Annotated in this window: 14 protein-coding genes; 13 read left to right on the top strand and 1 reads right to left on the bottom strand. The window is 59.5% G+C overall.

From position 1 onward, the window contains the following. Positions 1-24: 24 nt before the first annotated feature. The 9 genes from AB7M22_RS23990 (at position 25) to trpE (ending at position 9,999) form a co-directional block, all read left to right on the top strand. Complete coding sequence (locus AB7M22_RS23990; protein WP_032835147.1) at positions 25-654, top strand: response regulator transcription factor; 630 nt, start codon at positions 25-27, stop codon at positions 652-654. Between the two features lie 336 nt (positions 655-990). Beyond that, complete coding sequence (locus tag AB7M22_RS23985) at positions 991-2,115, top strand: ABC transporter ATP-binding protein (protein WP_007904290.1); 1,125 nt, start codon at positions 991-993, stop codon at positions 2,113-2,115. 49 nt (positions 2,116-2,164) lie between these two features. Continuing rightward, positions 2,165-3,208: an ABC transporter substrate-binding protein gene (locus AB7M22_RS23980; protein WP_007904291.1), complete on the top strand. Its 1,044-nt coding sequence runs from the start codon at positions 2,165-2,167 to the stop codon at positions 3,206-3,208. 206 nt (positions 3,209-3,414) lie between these two features. Further along, positions 3,415-4,662, top strand: coding sequence for an ABC transporter permease (locus AB7M22_RS23975; protein WP_008008329.1), 1,248 nt, complete (start codon positions 3,415-3,417; stop codon positions 4,660-4,662). A gap of 12 nt (positions 4,663-4,674) precedes the next feature. Beyond that, positions 4,675-5,499, top strand: a complete 825-nt coding sequence (locus tag AB7M22_RS23970; protein ID WP_008008331.1) for an ABC transporter permease — start codon at positions 4,675-4,677, stop codon at positions 5,497-5,499. A gap of 222 nt (positions 5,500-5,721) precedes the next feature. Further along, on the top strand, positions 5,722-6,870 hold the full coding sequence (locus tag AB7M22_RS23965; RefSeq protein ID WP_454187966.1) for an iron-containing alcohol dehydrogenase: 1,149 nt from the start codon (positions 5,722-5,724) through the stop codon (positions 6,868-6,870). A gap of 86 nt (positions 6,871-6,956) precedes the next feature. Then, a complete protein-coding gene (rpe, locus tag AB7M22_RS23960; protein ID WP_008008336.1) occupies positions 6,957-7,631 on the top strand; it encodes a ribulose-phosphate 3-epimerase in 675 nt (224 codons plus the stop codon). After that, positions 7,628-8,446 carry a phosphoglycolate phosphatase gene (locus AB7M22_RS23955; RefSeq protein WP_007906890.1) on the top strand — a complete coding sequence of 273 codons (819 nt, stop codon included), beginning with the start codon at positions 7,628-7,630 and terminating at the stop codon, positions 8,444-8,446. The genes rpe and AB7M22_RS23955 overlap by 4 nt, the downstream gene beginning before the upstream one ends. 71 nt (positions 8,447-8,517) lie before the next feature. Beyond that, the gene (trpE, locus tag AB7M22_RS23950) at positions 8,518-9,999 is read left to right on the top strand and encodes an anthranilate synthase component I (RefSeq protein WP_454187965.1); all 1,482 of its coding nucleotides are present in this window, start codon (positions 8,518-8,520) and stop codon (positions 9,997-9,999) included. A 79-nt stretch (positions 10,000-10,078) separates the two neighbouring features. Here the strand turns inward: trpE and estP are convergent, their stop codons facing one another. Continuing rightward, a complete protein-coding gene (gene estP, locus AB7M22_RS23945; protein WP_454187964.1) occupies positions 10,079-11,986 on the bottom strand; it encodes an esterase EstP in 1,908 nt (635 codons plus the stop codon). A 405-nt stretch (positions 11,987-12,391) separates the two neighbouring features. Here estP and AB7M22_RS23940 point away from each other — a divergent pair, with 405 nt between their 5' ends. The 4 genes from AB7M22_RS23940 to AB7M22_RS23925 all read left to right on the top strand — a co-directional run bounded on the left by AB7M22_RS23940 (position 12,392) and on the right by AB7M22_RS23925 (position 15,724). After that, a complete protein-coding gene (locus AB7M22_RS23940) occupies positions 12,392-12,985 on the top strand; it encodes an aminodeoxychorismate/anthranilate synthase component II (RefSeq protein WP_007906885.1) in 594 nt (197 codons plus the stop codon). 9 nt (positions 12,986-12,994) lie between these two features. Then, positions 12,995-14,044, top strand: a complete 1,050-nt coding sequence (trpD, locus tag AB7M22_RS23935) for an anthranilate phosphoribosyltransferase (RefSeq protein ID WP_007906883.1) — start codon at positions 12,995-12,997, stop codon at positions 14,042-14,044. Further along, entirely contained in the window at positions 14,041-14,877 is an 837-nt protein-coding gene (gene trpC, locus AB7M22_RS23930; RefSeq protein ID WP_454187963.1) for an indole-3-glycerol phosphate synthase TrpC, read from the top strand. The genes trpD and trpC overlap by 4 nt, the downstream gene beginning before the upstream one ends. A 145-nt stretch (positions 14,878-15,022) precedes the next feature. Next, on the top strand, positions 15,023-15,724 hold the full coding sequence (locus tag AB7M22_RS23925) for a lipoate--protein ligase family protein (protein ID WP_454187962.1): 702 nt from the start codon (positions 15,023-15,025) through the stop codon (positions 15,722-15,724). Positions 15,725-15,739 lie beyond the last annotated feature (15 nt).

Raw genomic sequence — 15,739 nt, 5'->3', positions numbered from 1 at the left:
GACATAAGAAGAATGGAGAAGAACGTGATCCGTGTACTGGTAGCCGAAGACCACACCATCGTTCGCGAAGGCATCAAGCAATTGATCGGCCTGGCCAAGGACTTGCTGGTGGTAGGGGAGGCGAGCAATGGTGAACAGTTACTCGAGGCCTTGCGCCATGTTCCCTGCGAAGTGGTGTTGCTGGATATCTCCATGCCAGGGGTCAACGGCCTGGAAGCGATTCCGCGGATTCGCGCCTTGAACAATCCCCCGGCGATTCTGGTGTTGTCGATGCATGACGAAGCGCAAATGGCCGCTCGGGCGTTGAAGGTTGGCGCCGCAGGCTATGCGACCAAGGACAGCGATCCGGCATTGCTGCTGACGGCAATCCGCAAAGTCGCGGCGGGCGGGCGATACATCGACCCGGACCTGGCCGACCGTATGGTCTTTGAAGTCGGCCTGACTGATTCGCGGCCGTTGCACTCGTTGCTGTCGGAGCGTGAATTCTCGGTGTTCGAACGCCTGGCCCAAGGCGCCAACGTCAACGACATCGCCCAACAACTGGCCCTCAGCAGCAAAACCATCAGCACCCACAAAGCGCGACTGATGCAGAAACTCAACATCACCTCCTTGGCCGAACTGGTGAAGTACGCGATGGAGCACAAGCTCCTCTGATTCTGAACACGATCCCCCGTAGGAGCGAGGCTTGCCCGCGAAGCTTTTAGCGTCAGTGAGGACGCCTTCGCGGGCAAGCCTCGCTCCTACGGGATCGTTGAGGCATGTCCATTTGCGACATGCACACAATGCCGCTTTTGCCGGTTCTTATGGCTTGCAGCTCACCGCCTGTCGCTATCGCAAATCGACATATCCATCCCCGCCATCCTTGTAGGGCAATCCCTACCCCCAATCTTCCATCCGGCTGAGGCGATTCTCTCCTGCGCCCCGATTTGCGCCGCTCCCAGCGTCCACTAGGCTTAGTCCACAGCAGTCATCAATAACAAAGGTGTGGGTATGAGCCAGGTCGATTCAAGCGCAGGGGCCAATGACATTCTGGTCAGCTTTCGTGGAGTGCAAAAGAGCTACGACGGCGAGAACCTGATCGTCAAAGACCTCAACCTGGATATTCGCAAAGGCGAATTCCTCACCTTGCTCGGGCCGTCCGGCTCCGGCAAGACCACCAGTCTGATGATGCTCGCCGGTTTCGAAACGCCGACCGCCGGCGAGATTCAACTGGCCGGGCGCTCCATCAACAACGTGCCGCCGCATAAACGCGACATCGGCATGGTGTTCCAGAACTATGCATTGTTTCCGCACATGACCGTGGCCGAGAACCTGGCGTTCCCGCTGACCGTGCGCGGCTTGAACAAAAGCGATGTCAGTGACCGGGTCAAGCGTGTTTTGAGCATGGTTCAGCTCGACACCTTCGCCCAGCGCTATCCGGCACAACTGTCCGGCGGCCAGCAACAGCGTGTGGCCTTGGCCCGTGCGTTGGTGTTCGAACCGCAACTGGTGCTGATGGACGAACCCCTCGGCGCACTGGACAAACAACTGCGTGAACACATGCAGATGGAAATCAAACACCTGCACCAGCGTCTCGGCGTGACCGTGGTCTACGTGACCCACGACCAGGGGGAAGCCCTGACCATGTCCGACCGCGTCGCTGTGTTCCATCAGGGCGAGATTCAGCAGATCGCGCCACCGCGCACACTCTACGAAGAGCCGAAAAATACCTTCGTCGCCAACTTCATCGGCGAGAACAACCGCCTCAACGGCCGCTTGCACAGCCATACCGGCGACCGCTGCGTGGTCGAGTTGGGTCGTGGTGAAAAGGTCGAAGCGCTCGCAGTCAACGTCGGCAAGACCGGCGAACCCGTCACGCTGTCGATTCGCCCGGAGCGCGTGAGCCTCAATGGTTCGAGCGAGTCTTGCGTCAACCGCTTCTCAGGGAGGGTGGCGGAATTCATCTATCTGGGCGACCACGTCCGGGTTCGCCTGGAAGTCTGCGGCAAGACCGACTTCTTCGTGAAACAACCGATTGCCGAGCTCGATCCCGCGCTCGCTGTCGGCGACGTGGTACCGCTTGGCTGGCAGGTCGAACACGTTCGCGCGCTCGACCCACTTTTAGAGGCGCATTGATCGCCCCCTGCTTCACCAACACCAACCCTGCACGTGGAGAGAACAATAAATGTTGAGATCCCTGAAATTCACCGCTTTGGTCATGGGTATGATCGGTGCGGCACACGCGATGGCGGCGGGCCCGGACCTGACCGTGGTGTCCTTTGGCGGGGCGAACAAAGCCGCGCAGGTAAAAGCCTTTTACGCACCGTGGGAAGCGGCGGGCAACGGCAAGATCGTTGCGGGCGAATACAACGGTGAGATGGCCAAGGTCAAAGCCATGGTCGACACCAAGAGCGTGTCCTGGGACCTGGTGGAAGTTGAATCGCCAGAACTGTCCCGTGGTTGCGACGAGGACATGTTCGAGCAGCTTGATCCGAAGTTGTTCGGCAAGACCGAAGACTACGTCAAAGGCGCCATCCAGCCATGCGGCGTGGGCTTCTTCGTGTGGTCGACCGTGTTGGCCTACAACGCTGACAAGCTGGCATCCGCACCGACCAGTTGGGTCGATTTCTGGGACACCAAGAAATTCCCGGGCAAACGTGGCCTGCGTAAAGGCGCCAAGTACACCCTGGAATTCGCACTGATGGCTGACGGCGTTGCGCCGAAAGACGTCTACAAAGTACTGGCCGGCAAGGATGGTCAGGACCGTGCGTTCAAGAAACTCGATGAGCTCAAACCAAGCATCCAGTGGTGGGAAGCCGGCGCACAACCGCCGCAATACCTCGCGTCCGGTGACGTGGTCATGAGCTCGGCCTACAACGGCCGGATCGCGGCGGTACAGAAAGAAAGCAACCTGAAAGTGGTGTGGAACGGCGGTATCTACGACTTCGACGCATGGGCGATTCCAAAAGGTCTGGATAAAACCCGTGCTGAAGCGGCGAAGAAATTCATCGCGTTCTCGGTAGCTCCGCAGCAGCAGAAGACCTACTCGGAAAACATCGCCTATGGCCCGGCCAACACCCAAGCCGTGCCGTTGCTGTCCAAGGATGTCCTGAAAGACATGCCGACCACCCCGGAAAACATCGCCAACCAGGTGCAGATCGACGTCAGCTTCTGGGCTGACAACGGCGAGCAACTGGAACAGCGCTTCAATTCCTGGGCTGCGAAGTAAGACCACCCCGTGGGCTTACCCACTCTTGTAGGAGCGAGGCCTGCCCGCGAAGACGTCAGCACATTCAACATTAATGTTGACTGACACAGCGCCTTCGCGGGCAAGCCTCGCTCCTACAAGGGTGATGCGTAGTTATCAAGAACAGAGGTGGCCTTGCGGTCACGGAATGCCGCCTCTGTAACGATCAAAGATTTCCGGAGTACGCCATGGCCACCGCCATTCCCCTGAACGCGGGCACCGACCCCACCTTGAAGCAGCGGCTCAAGCACGCCGAGCGGATCAACCGCTGGAAAGCACAAGCCTTGATCGCGCCGTTGGTGCTGTTTCTGTTGCTGGTGTTCCTGGTGCCGATCGTGGCGCTGCTCTACAAAAGCGTCGGTAACCCGGAAGTGGTCGGCGCCATGCCACGCACCGTGGCGGCCATCGCCAGTTGGGACGGCCGAGGTCTGCCGGCAGAGCCTGTGTACAAGGCCGCCAGCGAAGACCTCGCCGAAGCCCGCAAGAATCAGACCTTGGGCGACTTGTCCAAGCGCTTGAACATGGAGTTGGCCGGCTACCGCAGCCTGTTGACCAAAACCGCACGCGCCTTGCCGTTCGCCACTGAGCCGGCTTCTTATAAAGAAGCGCTGGAAGGCCTCGACGAGCGCTGGGGTGATCCGGCCTATTGGCAAGTCGTGCGCCGCAACACCAGTGGCGTCACACCTTATTACCTGCTGGCCGCCGTCGACCACCGTATCGACGATCTCGGCGAAGTGGCCCCGGCCACTCCCGATCAGGCGATCTACCTCGATATCTTTGCCCGGACCTTCTGGATGGGCCTGATCATCACCGTGATCTGCCTGGTGCTGGCCTATCCGTTGGCTTACCTGCTGGCGAACCTGCCATCGCGGCAAAGCAACCTGTTGATGATTCTGGTGCTGTTGCCGTTCTGGACCTCGATTCTGGTGCGGGTCGCCGCGTGGATCGTGTTGCTGCAATCGGGCGGTTTGATCAACAGCGGCCTGATGGCCATGGGCATTATCGATAAGCCGTTGGAGCTGGTGTTCAACCGCACCGGGGTCTACATCTCGATGGTGCACATCCTGCTGCCGTTCATGATTCTGCCGATCTACAGCGTAATGAAAGGTATCTCACCGACCTACATGCGCGCGGCGATTTCCCTCGGCTGCCACCCGTTCGCCAGTTTCTGGCGGGTGTATTTCCCGCAAACCTATGCCGGTGTCGGCGCCGGTTGCCTGTTGGTGTTCATCCTCGCCATCGGCTACTACATCACCCCGGCGTTGCTGGGCAGCCCGAACGATCAGATGGTCAGTTATTTCGTCGCCTTCTACACCAACACCAGCATCAACTGGGGCATGGCGACCGCGCTCGGTGGGCTATTGCTGCTGGCGACGGTGGTGCTTTATCTGATTTACAGCTGGCTGGTGGGCGCCAGTCGCCTGCGCCTGAGCTAAGGGGAGAATGAAATGCTGAGTCCTTATATGTCGCCCATCGAACGGGTGTGGTTCTACAGCTTGCGGATCCTCTGCGGCTTGATTTTGTTGTTCCTGATCTTGCCGGTGCTGGTGATCATTCCGCTGTCGTTCAACTCGGGGAGTTTTCTGGTCTATCCGCTGCAAGGCTTCTCACTGCACTGGTACCAGGACTTCTTTGCTTCGGCGGAATGGATGCGTTCGTTGAAGAACAGCATGATCGTGGCTCCGGCGGCGACCGTGCTGGCGATGATCTTCGGTACGCTGGCAGCGATCGGCCTGACCCGGGGCGATTTCCCGGGCAAACCGCTGGTGATGGCGCTGGTGATTTCGCCGATGGTGGTGCCGGTAGTGATCATTGGTGTGGCCAGTTACCTGACCTTTGCCCCACTGGGATTTGGCAACAGCTATACCTCGCTGATCGTCGTGCACGCCGTCCTAGGTGTGCCGTTTGTGATCATCACGGTATCGGCGACGTTGCAGGGGTTTAACCAGAACCTGGTACGGGCCGCTGCAAGCCTGGGAGCTTCGCCGCTGACCGCGTTTCGTCGGGTGACCTTGCCATTGATTGCGCCGGGCGTGATTTCCGGTGCGCTGTTTGCCTTTGCCACCTCCTTCGATGAAGTGGTGGTGACGCTGTTCCTCGCTGGTCCTGAGCAAGCGACCTTGCCTCGGCAGATGTTCAGCGGCATCCGCGAAAACCTCAGCCCGACGATTGCCGCTGCCGCGACGCTGCTGATTGCGTTCTCGGTGGTCCTGCTGCTGACGCTGGAATGGCTGCGTGGGCGCAGCGAAAAACTGCGCACCGCCCAGGTATAAAGCAGCACCCCGATCAACCTGTGGGAGCGAGCCTGCTCGCGATAGCGGATCGACATTCAACATTGATGTCGACTGACACTGCGCTATCGCGAGCAGGCTCGCTCCCACAGGTGTTTTGTGTGGTTTTCGGGATTGGCGGTCATTCACCAATTTAATAGCAGACAAACCCCAATCCCCAGCTACTATTGTGCCCAGCTCCCCTATCTATAAGAGGCTGCGCACATGAGTCTTTCCTCTTTCAAAATCGCTCACAAACTGATCACCGGCGCAGGTGCCATCGAGCAACTGGCCGCTGAACTCACACGCCTGGATGTCGACAACCCGTTGATCGTCACCGATGCCGCATTGGTCAAGTCCGGTACGGTAGAGCTGGCGCTGGCGCAGCTGGGCGAGCGCAGTTACGAGATTTTCGACCGGGTGTTGCCGGATCCGGAAATTGCCATCGTCGAAGATTGCATGCGGGTTTACCGTGAAGGCGGGCATGACGGACTGATCGGCCTCGGTGGCGGCAGTGCCATCGACATCGCCAAGAGTGTTGCTGCCTATGCCGGTTACCACGGCGCGCTGGAGGATTTGTTCGGCATCGATCAGGTGCCGCGCAAAGGCCCGCCGCTGATCGCCATCCCGACCACTGCTGGCACCGGTTCGGAAGTGACCAACGTGGCCATCCTCTCCGACAAGGTTGCGCAGCTGAAGAAGGGCATTATCAGTGATTACCTGTTGCCGGACGTGGCACTGGTCAGCCCGCAAATGACCCTGACCTGCCCGCGCAGTGTCACCGCTGCCAGTGGCGTCGATGCGCTGGTGCACGCCATCGAGTCCTACCTGTCGCTCAATGCATCGCCAATCACCGATGCCCTGGCCATTGGCGCGATCAAGCTGATTACCCAGGCGCTGCCCAAGGCCTACGCCAATCCATCCCACCTGCAAGCCCGCGAAGACATGGCCACCGCCAGCCTGATGGCCGGCATGGCGTTCGGCAATGCCGGGGTCGGCGCAGTGCATGCGTTGGCGTATCCGCTGGGTGGGCGTTTCAACATTGCCCATGGCATCAGTAATGCCTTGCTGCTGCCGTATGTCATGACCTGGAACAAGATGGCTTGCGTGGAGCGTATGCAGGATATTGCCGAGGCCATGGGGGTGAAGACTGCTCATCTGAGCGCCAATGAAGCGGCGGACAAAGCCGTGGAGGCGATGACCGAGCTGTGCGCCGCGGTGGAAATCCCGCTGGGCCTGCGCAGTTTCGGGGTGCCCGAGGATGCGATCCCGGCCATGGCTGTGGAAGCCGCCGGCATCGAGCGCCTGATGCGCAATAATCCGCGAAAGCTGAGCGCCATCGATATCGAGAAGATCTACCGAGCGGCCTATTAGAGCCCAATCATCGCAGCACGGTGCGCGCGTCAAAGCATGAGGTATACAATGCGCGCCATCGTGATTCTGCTCAAAAAAGGTGCGTCATGCAGCCCTTCGTCATTGCTCCGTCGATTCTCTCCGCCGACTTCGCCCGCCTGGGCGAGGAAGTGGACAACGTCCTGGCCGCCGGCGCCGACTTCGTGCACTTCGATGTCATGGACAACCACTACGTGCCAAACCTGACCATCGGCCCGATGGTTTGCTCCGCGCTGCGCAAGTACGGCGTGACCGCGCCGATCGACGCGCACTTGATGGTCAGCCCGGTGGACCGCATCGTCGGTGACTTCATCGAAGCCGGTGCGACCTACATTACTTTCCACCCGGAAGCCACGCAGCACGTCGATCGTTCCCTGCAACTGATCCGCGAAGGTGGCTGCAAGGCCGGCCTGGTATTCAACCCGGCGACCCCGCTGGACGTGCTCAAGTACGTCATGGACAAGGTCGACATGATCCTCTTGATGAGCGTCAACCCGGGTTTCGGCGGCCAGAAGTTCATTCCCGGCACGCTCGACAAGCTGCGTGAAGCGCGGGCGCTGATCGATGCCTCCGGTCGTGATATCCGCCTGGAGATCGACGGCGGGGTGAACGTGAACAACATTCGCGAAATCGCTGCTGCTGGCGCCGACACCTTCGTGGCTGGTTCGGCGATCTTCAATGCGCCGAACTATCAGGAAGTGATTGAAAAAATGCGCTCCGAACTGGCGCTGGCTCGCCCATGAGTGGTTTTGAGCAGCTGTTCCCCGGGCGTCTGCCGCGGCTGGTGATGTTCGATCTGGATGGCACGCTGGTCGATTCGGTCCCTGATCTCGCGGCGGCTGTGGATAACATGCTGCTCAAACTCGGGCGTCAACCTGCCGGTATCGAACCGGTGCGCGAGTGGGTTGGCAACGGCGTGCATATGCTGGTGCGCCGGGCGTTGGCCAACCACATCGACGGCGAGGGTGTCGATGAGGTCGAGGCCGAGCATGCCCTGGAATTGTTCAATGGCTTTTATGAGGACGGTCACGAACTGACGGTGGTTTACCCCGGCGTGCGTGACACCCTCAAGTGGCTGAGCAAACAAGGCGTCGAAATGGCGCTGATCACCAATAAACCGGAGCGCTTCGTCGCGCCGCTGCTGGATCAGATGAAGATCGGCCGTTACTTCAAATGGATCATCGGTGGCGACACCCTGCCGAATAAGAAACCTGACCCGGCCGCGCTGTTTTTCGTGATGAAAATGGCCAACATCCCGGCGTCGCAATCGTTGTTCGTCGGCGACTCGCGCAGCGATGTGCTGGCGGCGAAAGCGGCGGGGGTCAAATGCGTGGCCCTCAGTTATGGCTATAACCACGGTCGGCCGATTGCCGAAGAATCGCCGGCGCTGGTGATCGATGATCTGCGCAAACTAATTCCCGGTTGCCTGGATCCGGCCGCTGAGATAACGTTGCCCGACGCTGTTCAATCCCCTCCTGGAAACGCCATCGTGGTGGTCACTCGCAAACTCTGGATGAAAGTCATCAAGGCCCTGGCCCGCTGGCGTTGGCGCGCCTGACTTGTTCCTGGCCGGCGTACCGGCGCGTTTGCATACCTGACCGTTAGACCCTCAAGCCACGAGGCTACCCCATGATCCGCGAAGAATTCCTGCGTTTGGCCGCTGCCGGCTACAACCGCATCCCGCTTGCCTGCGAAACCCTGGCCGACTTCGACACGCCGCTGTCGATCTACCTGAAGCTGGCCGACGAGCCGAACTCCTACCTGCTGGAATCAGTACAGGGCGGGGAAAAGTGGGGGCGTTACTCGATCATCGGCCTGCCGTGCCGCACCGTGCTGCGGGTTCACGATCACCACGTCAGCGTGACTCACGACGGCGTCGAGATCGAAAGCCACGACGTTGAAGATCCATTGGCCTTCGTCGAAGAATTCAAAGCTCGCTACAACGTGCCGACCATCCCTGGCCTGCCGCGCTTCAATGGCGGTCTGGTGGGCTACTTCGGCTATGACTGCGTGCGCTATGTGGAGAAGCGTTTGGGCAAGTGCCCGAACCCGGATCCACTGGGCGTACCGGACATTCTGCTGATGGTGTCCGATGCGGTGGTGGTGTTCGACAACCTCGCCGGCAAAATGCACGCGATTGTCCTGGCCGATCCCTCGAAGGACGATGCTTTCGAACAAGGTCAGGCGCGTCTGGAGGAGCTGCTGGAAAAACTCCGTCAGCCGATTACCCCGCGCCGCGGCCTGGATTTCAGCAAGCAACAGTCTGCTGATCCGGTATTTCGTTCGAGCTTTACCCAGGACGATTACGAAAAAGCCGTCGATACCATCAAGGAATACATCCTGGCCGGTGACTGCATGCAGGTTGTGCCGTCCCAGCGCATGTCGATCGACTTCAAGGCTGCGCCTATCGACCTGTACCGGGCGCTGCGCTGCTTCAACCCGACGCCTTATATGTATTTCTTCAACTTCGGCGACTTCCACGTCGTCGGCAGTTCGCCGGAAGTACTGGTGCGGGTCGAAGACAACCTGATCACCGTGCGCCCGATTGCCGGCACCCGTCCGCGAGGCGCCAACGAAGAGGCTGACGTGGCGCTGGAAAAAGACCTGCTGTCGGACGACAAGGAAATCGCCGAGCACTTGATGCTGATCGATCTGGGCCGCAACGACACCGGTCGCGTCTCGGAAATCGGTTCGGTGAAACTCACCGAGAAGATGGTGATCGAGCGTTATTCAAACGTGATGCACATCGTGTCCAACGTTACCGGCCAATTGAAGGCCGGGCTGACGGCGATGGACGCACTGCGGGCGATTCTGCCGGCCGGCACCTTGTCTGGCGCGCCGAAGATTCGCGCGATGGAAATCATCGACGAGCTGGAACCGGTCAAGCGTGGCGTCTACGGCGGCGCGGTCGGTTACTTCGCCTGGAACGGCAACATGGACACCGCGATTGCAATCCGCACCGCAGTGATCAAGAACGGCGAACTGCACGTGCAGGCGGGTGGCGGCATCGTTGCTGACTCGGTGCCGGCACTGGAATGGGAAGAAACCCTGAACAAGCGCCGCGCCATGTTCCGCGCGGTGGCCCTGGCCGAGCAAACCCCGGACACCTGAGCTCCCACAGGGAATTCACTGGCATAAAAAACGCGGCACCTGTGAGGGCACCGCGTTTTTTTGCCTGCTGTTTGCCGGATCAGAAGTCCAGCGCAACCCCGACGGTAAGCCCTTGCTGGGTAAAGTCATCATCCTTGCGGAACGTGTACCCACCACGTAGCGCCAGATCGGCCGTCAATTTGTGACTGACCCCCAGGCTCACGCGATTCAAGTGGCTTTGTGGTGTATAGCCGTCCAGCTTGAAGTCCAGGGACGGTAGGCTGTTGAGCGCGATGTTTACTTTCTGAGTGTCATCCTCGTATTCACGCTCATACGCGTATTCGCCGAACACTTGAGTCTGCGGGGTGATCTGATACTTACCCTGCAGGCCGGCGCCCAAACGCTTTGAATCGCGGGTCTGATCATCAAAGGTCAGTGCTGTGGAACGAGTGCTGTTTTCCGAATAGCCGTCGACTTCCACTTTGGCGTAATCGGCGCTGATGAACGGTGACAGGTGCCATTCGCTGCCCGGTTGGGCAATGTCATAGCCAAGGCGAGTGCTGAAGGCCCAGAGATCGCCATCGGTATCGCCTTTCTCCGCACCTTCGCTGGCACCCAGGTCGAATTTGCGTTTGAGGTTGTCGTAATCCAGCTTGCCGCCGGTCAACGCGGCATCGGCCCACCAGCGATTCTGCTGGAACTGGGCGAAGGCGGTCGCCAGATAGCTATTGAGTTTGTAGTCCGAATCGTTACTACCTGCTTCCAGGTTCTGACGATAGAAGCCTGCTGCGACACCGACGCGCCAAGCTTCATTAAGGCGATAGCTGCCGCCGATATTCAGGTTGTAGCCGTTACCGTCGGCGCTGGCGCCGCTGCTTTGGCTATCGACATCCAGATGCTGACCGCCACCGGCGACAATCGCGCGCCATTGGCCGACGGCTTGCCAGTTCTCCCAGTCGGATTGCCACTGGCTACGCAGTTCGTCCTGGTGCGCACGCAAGGTAGCGTGGGCCATTTCCGGCAGCAATGTCAGCTCCCACGGCGCCGCCAGAAGGGAGTAGGCGTAGTCGGAAATCAGTTTTTGCCCGGCCTCGGTCGGATGGACCCCATCGTTGTAAATCAGCTTGCTGGGATCCGGCGTGGCACTGTTGATGCCATACGTAGGGTTTTCGGTGCAGCTGTTACCGCTGAAACAGGTCGCCGTCAGGTTCTGGCCTGTAGCAAAACCGAATCGCGCCGGATCGGCGAAGGTTTCCTGCAGCAGCAGCGGAATGTTCAATGGGATGATTTCGGCATCGATCCCTGCCAGTCGAGTGACCAGTTGCCGGTTGAAGGCAGAGCTCAGTAGTGAGGTGGGTGTCTGCTGGGGCGTGCCGTTGATGGCAGGCGTCAAACCCAGGTCGGGCAGCAGCCATACCACAATGTACCGGGCGCCGGCGGCCTGCAAGACCTGGACGCTGTTTGCCAGTCGATCCGCGGCGGCATTCGCCTGAGCGCCACTTTGTACAAGTCCCTGGAGAAAATCGTTACCACCCCCGGAAATGTAATACAGCGCATTCGGATTGGCGCTGAAGTTGTTTGTCGGCAGATAGCCCGAACGCGTGCGTTCACCCGTGGCGGATACGCTCGTGATCGAGGTGAGGATCTGGTCGGTGCGGTAACCGCCGACGGCCCAGTTATTGCCATCCGGCAGGCCCTGGTTCGCACGCACCGCCGAGGTTGAAGCGGCCGTCTGGTCCGGTGAAAACCCGAGCCTTTCACCCAGCAGTTGGGTCGAGTTGGCGGAATAGACTTCGCCGCTGCCGTTCTGGTAAACCGGTCCGGTCCGGTTGGTGAAGCGCAGGGTCGCACCGGCAGGGCCGCCCGTGTCGGTAAACTGCCCGGCATCGTTGAGGCTATCGCCGAAGACAATGAAATTCGAATAAGGGTTGGGCGCCGCGATCGCCTGGGTGCAGGCCATGGCGAGCAAGCAGCCGGCAAGCGGTACAGCCAACGTCTGTCTGATCATGAGCAAGTCCGTTTGTTATTGTTGTAGTGAGCAAAACGATGGTGCCAAAAACTATAGAGCCTGTTGCCGTTCGGCGCGAACCGGTCGATTGTTTCACGCGCTTCGATCGCCCATATTGCACGCTCTGCCCAGCTAAGTTACTGTGCCAAGACGTATAAATGAGACCTTCCCCGTGTTGATCGTCAGCAAACTTCTGGATCAAGTCATCAAGGCACACGCCCGTTGGCGTTGGCGCGCCTGAATCCTTCTGCCGGCCCGGCCGGATCTTTACCGCTTTGCCTTCTTTACCCGCAAGACAAACCGCTTTGCAGCGCAACTCCAGCGACTGACAAAGTGCAGGACGTTGCGGGTAAATCATTCGAAGGCTGTATTCAAAGTCAGTAAATTCAAGAGGTTCTTAACGCCATGTTGCTGATGATCGATAACTACGACTCTTTTACTTACAACGTTGTGCAATACCTCGGTGAGCTCGGCTCCCAGGTCAAAGTCGTGCGCAACGATGAGCTCACCATTGCCGAAATCGAAGCCCTCAACCCTGAGCGCATTGTCGTGTCTCCCGGTCCTTGCACCCCGACCGAAGCCGGTATTTCCATCGAAGCGATCAAGCACTTCGCCGGCAAGCTGCCGATTCTCGGTGTTTGCCTGGGTCACCAGTCCATCGGCCAGGCCTTTGGTGGCGATGTGGTCCGTGCCCGTCAAGTCATGCACGGTAAGACCAGCCCGGTATTCCACGAGGACAAGGGCGTATTCGAAGGTCTGAATCGCCCGCTGACGGTCACCCGTTACCACTCGCTGATCGTCAAGCGCGAAACCCTCCCCGATTGCCTGGAGCTGACCGCCTGGACCCAGCTCGAAGACGGCTCGGTCGACGAGATCATGGGCCTGCGTCACAAGACGCTGAACATCGAAGGTGTGCAATTCCACCCTGAGTCTATCCTCACCGAACAGGGCCACGAGCTGTTCGCCAACTTCCTCAAACAAACCGGCGGCACGCGCTAAGGACTTTCCATGGATATCAAGACAGCCCTGAGCCGTATCGTCGGCCACCTCGACCTCAGTACCGATGAGATGCGCGATGTCATGCGCGAAATCATGACCGGGCAATGCACGGATGCGCAGATCGGCGCGTTCATGATGGCCATGCGCATGAAGAGCGAAAGCATCGATGAGATCGTCGGTGCCGTGACGGCGATGCGTGAGTTGGCGGACAAGGTTGAACTCAATACCCTCGACGGCGTGGTCGATGTGGTCGGGACCGGTGGCGACGGTGCGAACATTTTCAACGTTTCCACCGCGTCGTCGTTCGTGGTCGCGGCGGCCGGTTGCACGGTGGCCAAGCACGGTAACCGTGCAGTGTCGGGCAAAAGCGGCAGCGCCGACTTGCTGGAGGCCGCGGGTATCTACCTGAACCTGACGCCAGTTCAGGTGGCACGCTGCATCGACAATGTCGGTATCGGTTTCATGTTTGCCCAAACCCACCACAGTGCCATGAAGCACGCCGCCGGCCCGCGCCGCGAGCTGGGCTTGCGCACGCTGTTCAACATGCTCGGCCCGCTTACGAATCCGGCCGGTGTGAAACATCAGGTGGTGGGTGTGTTCAGCCAGGCGTTGTGCCGGCCATTGGCCGAAGTTTTGCAACGTCTGGGCAGCAAACACGTGCTGGTGGTGCATTCGAAGGATGGTCTGGATGAGTTCAGTCTGGCGGCTCCGACCTTTGTGGCGGAATTGAAGAATGACCAGATCACCGAGTATTGGGTCGAACCCGAAGACCTGGGGATGAAGAGCCAGAGCCTGCACGGTCTGGCGGTGGAAAGCCCGGCGGCCTCCCTTGAGCTGATTCGCGATGCCTTGGGCAAGCGCAAGACCGAGAACGGTCAGAAAGCCGCCGAGATGATCGTGCTCAATGCCGGTGCCGCGTTGTACGCCGCCGACCATGCCAGCAGTTTGAAAGAAGGCGTTGCCCTGGCGCACGATGCGCTGCACACAGGCCTCGCTCGGGAAAAACTTGAGGAGTTGGGTGCATTTACCGCGGTATTCAAAGTGGAGAATGAGGGATGAGTGTACCGACGGTTCTGGAAAATATTCTGGCCCGCAAAGTCCAGGAAGTCGCCGAGCGTAGCGCCCGTGTGAGCCTGGCAGAGCTGGAAAATCTGGCCAAGGCGGCCGATGCACCCCGTGGTTTTGCCAAGGCGTTGATTGCGCAGGCCAAACTCAAGCAGCCGGCAGTCATTGCGGAAATCAAGAAAGCCTCGCCGAGCAAAGGCGTGATTCGCGAGAACTTCGTTCCCGCCGACATCGCCAAAAGTTACGAAAAGGGCGGGGCCACTTGCCTGTCGGTGCTCACCGATATCGATTACTTCCAGGGCGCCGATGCGTATCTGCAACAGGCCCGGGCGGCGTGCAAGTTACCGGTGATCCGCAAGGACTTCATGATCGATCCTTACCAGATCGTCGAATCCCGTGCATTGGGTGCTGACTGCGTGCTGTTGATCGTCTCCGCACTGGACGACGTGAAGATGGCCGAGCTGGCGGCCGTGGCCAAAAGTGTCGGTCTTGATGTGCTGGTGGAAGTCCACGATGGCGACGAGCTGGAGCGGGCCTTGAAAACCCTCGACACACCGCTGGTGGGCGTGAACAACCGCAACCTGCACACCTTCGACGTCAATCTGGAAACTACCCTCGACCTGTTGCCGCGTATTCCGCGCGATCGTCTGGTGATCACTGAAAGTGGCATTCTTAACCGGGCCGATGTCGAACTGATGGAAATCAGCGATGTGTATGCGTTCCTGGTCGGCGAAGCGTTCATGCGCGCCGAAAGCCCGGGTACCGAACTGCAGCGCCTGTTCTTTCCCGAGCGTGGCATTCCAGTGAGCGGTTCTACGCTCGACTGATTACACGCAGACCGAGTCGACCCCATCGCGAGCAGGCTTGCTCCCACAAGAGATCTACTAACATCAGAGATCCAATGTGGGAGCGAGCCTGCTCGCGATAGCGGCATAAGTAGCACCACAGGCTTCATGTCCAACGGAATACCTTATGACCTCACCAACCCCTCTGACCATTGAAGCCGGCCTGCTCGCCGAGCGGGATCTGTTGGCCCATGTGTGCACCGGTGAGTCGGAGTTCGGTCTGCTGTTCTGGCAACCCACTGACCGCGCATTGGTCATGCCCCGCCGCTTGAATCGTCTGCCACAGTTTGAGGCGGCGTGCGAAGTCTCCGCCGCCGCGGGCTGGCCGGTGCTGCTGCGTGAAACCGGCGGTGAGCCAGTGCCGCAATCGGCATCGACCATCAACATCGCTCTGGTTTATGCCCCTCCGCGCAGTGAAGGCGATCTGAACCGCATTGAAACCGGCTACCGGCGTCTGTGCGATCCGATCTGTCAGTTACTGGATGAGCTGGGCGGTACTTCGTCCCTGGGCGAAATCGAGGGCGCGTTCTGCGACGGTCGTTTCAACGTCAACCTCGATGGTCGAAAGATGGTGGGTACCGCCCAGCGTTGGCGCCAGAGCAAGGGCGGTCAGCGTCCGGTCGGCCTGGTGCACGGGGCGATGTTGATCGATGACGAGCGAGAGTCGATGGTCGCGGCGGTCAATCGCTTTAACGAAGCCTGTGGCCTGGAGCAGCGGGTTCGCGCTGAAAGCCACATCGCCCTGCATGAAAAGTTTGCCGCTCCTGAGGCACTGGAACGGCTCGATGCGCTATACCGACAGCTGCTGGCAGACATGCTCGGAGCTTGAATTCTCGAAGCCTGG

Source organism: Pseudomonas sp. ADAK2 TE3594, assembly GCF_053628675.1.
This window is presented reverse-complemented; position numbering and strand designations above follow the sequence as displayed.

Excerpts from the sequence above, each read along its gene's own strand:
- AB7M22_RS23980 (WP_007904291.1), top strand. The coding sequence starts at position 2,165 with ATGTTGAGATCCCTGAAATTCACCGCTTTGGTCATGGGTATGATCGGT.
- trpC (WP_454187963.1), top strand. The coding sequence starts at position 14,041 with ATGAGTGTACCGACGGTTCTGGAAAATATTCTGGCCCGCAAAGTCCAG.
- trpD (WP_007906883.1), top strand. The coding sequence starts at position 12,995 with ATGGATATCAAGACAGCCCTGAGCCGTATCGTCGGCCACCTCGACCTC.
- rpe (WP_008008336.1), top strand. The coding sequence starts at position 6,957 with ATGCAGCCCTTCGTCATTGCTCCGTCGATTCTCTCCGCCGACTTCGCC.
- AB7M22_RS23955 (WP_007906890.1), top strand. The coding sequence starts at position 7,628 with ATGAGTGGTTTTGAGCAGCTGTTCCCCGGGCGTCTGCCGCGGCTGGTG.
- estP (WP_454187964.1), bottom strand. The coding sequence starts at position 11,986 with ATGATCAGACAGACGTTGGCTGTACCGCTTGCCGGCTGCTTGCTCGCC.
- AB7M22_RS23970 (WP_008008331.1), top strand. The coding sequence starts at position 4,675 with ATGCTGAGTCCTTATATGTCGCCCATCGAACGGGTGTGGTTCTACAGC.
- AB7M22_RS23975 (WP_008008329.1), top strand. The coding sequence starts at position 3,415 with ATGGCCACCGCCATTCCCCTGAACGCGGGCACCGACCCCACCTTGAAG.
- AB7M22_RS23925 (WP_454187962.1), top strand. The coding sequence starts at position 15,023 with ATGACCTCACCAACCCCTCTGACCATTGAAGCCGGCCTGCTCGCCGAG.
- trpE (WP_454187965.1), top strand. The coding sequence starts at position 8,518 with ATGATCCGCGAAGAATTCCTGCGTTTGGCCGCTGCCGGCTACAACCGC.
- AB7M22_RS23940 (WP_007906885.1), top strand. The coding sequence starts at position 12,392 with ATGTTGCTGATGATCGATAACTACGACTCTTTTACTTACAACGTTGTG.
- AB7M22_RS23965 (WP_454187966.1), top strand. The coding sequence starts at position 5,722 with ATGAGTCTTTCCTCTTTCAAAATCGCTCACAAACTGATCACCGGCGCA.
- AB7M22_RS23985 (WP_007904290.1), top strand. The coding sequence starts at position 991 with ATGAGCCAGGTCGATTCAAGCGCAGGGGCCAATGACATTCTGGTCAGC.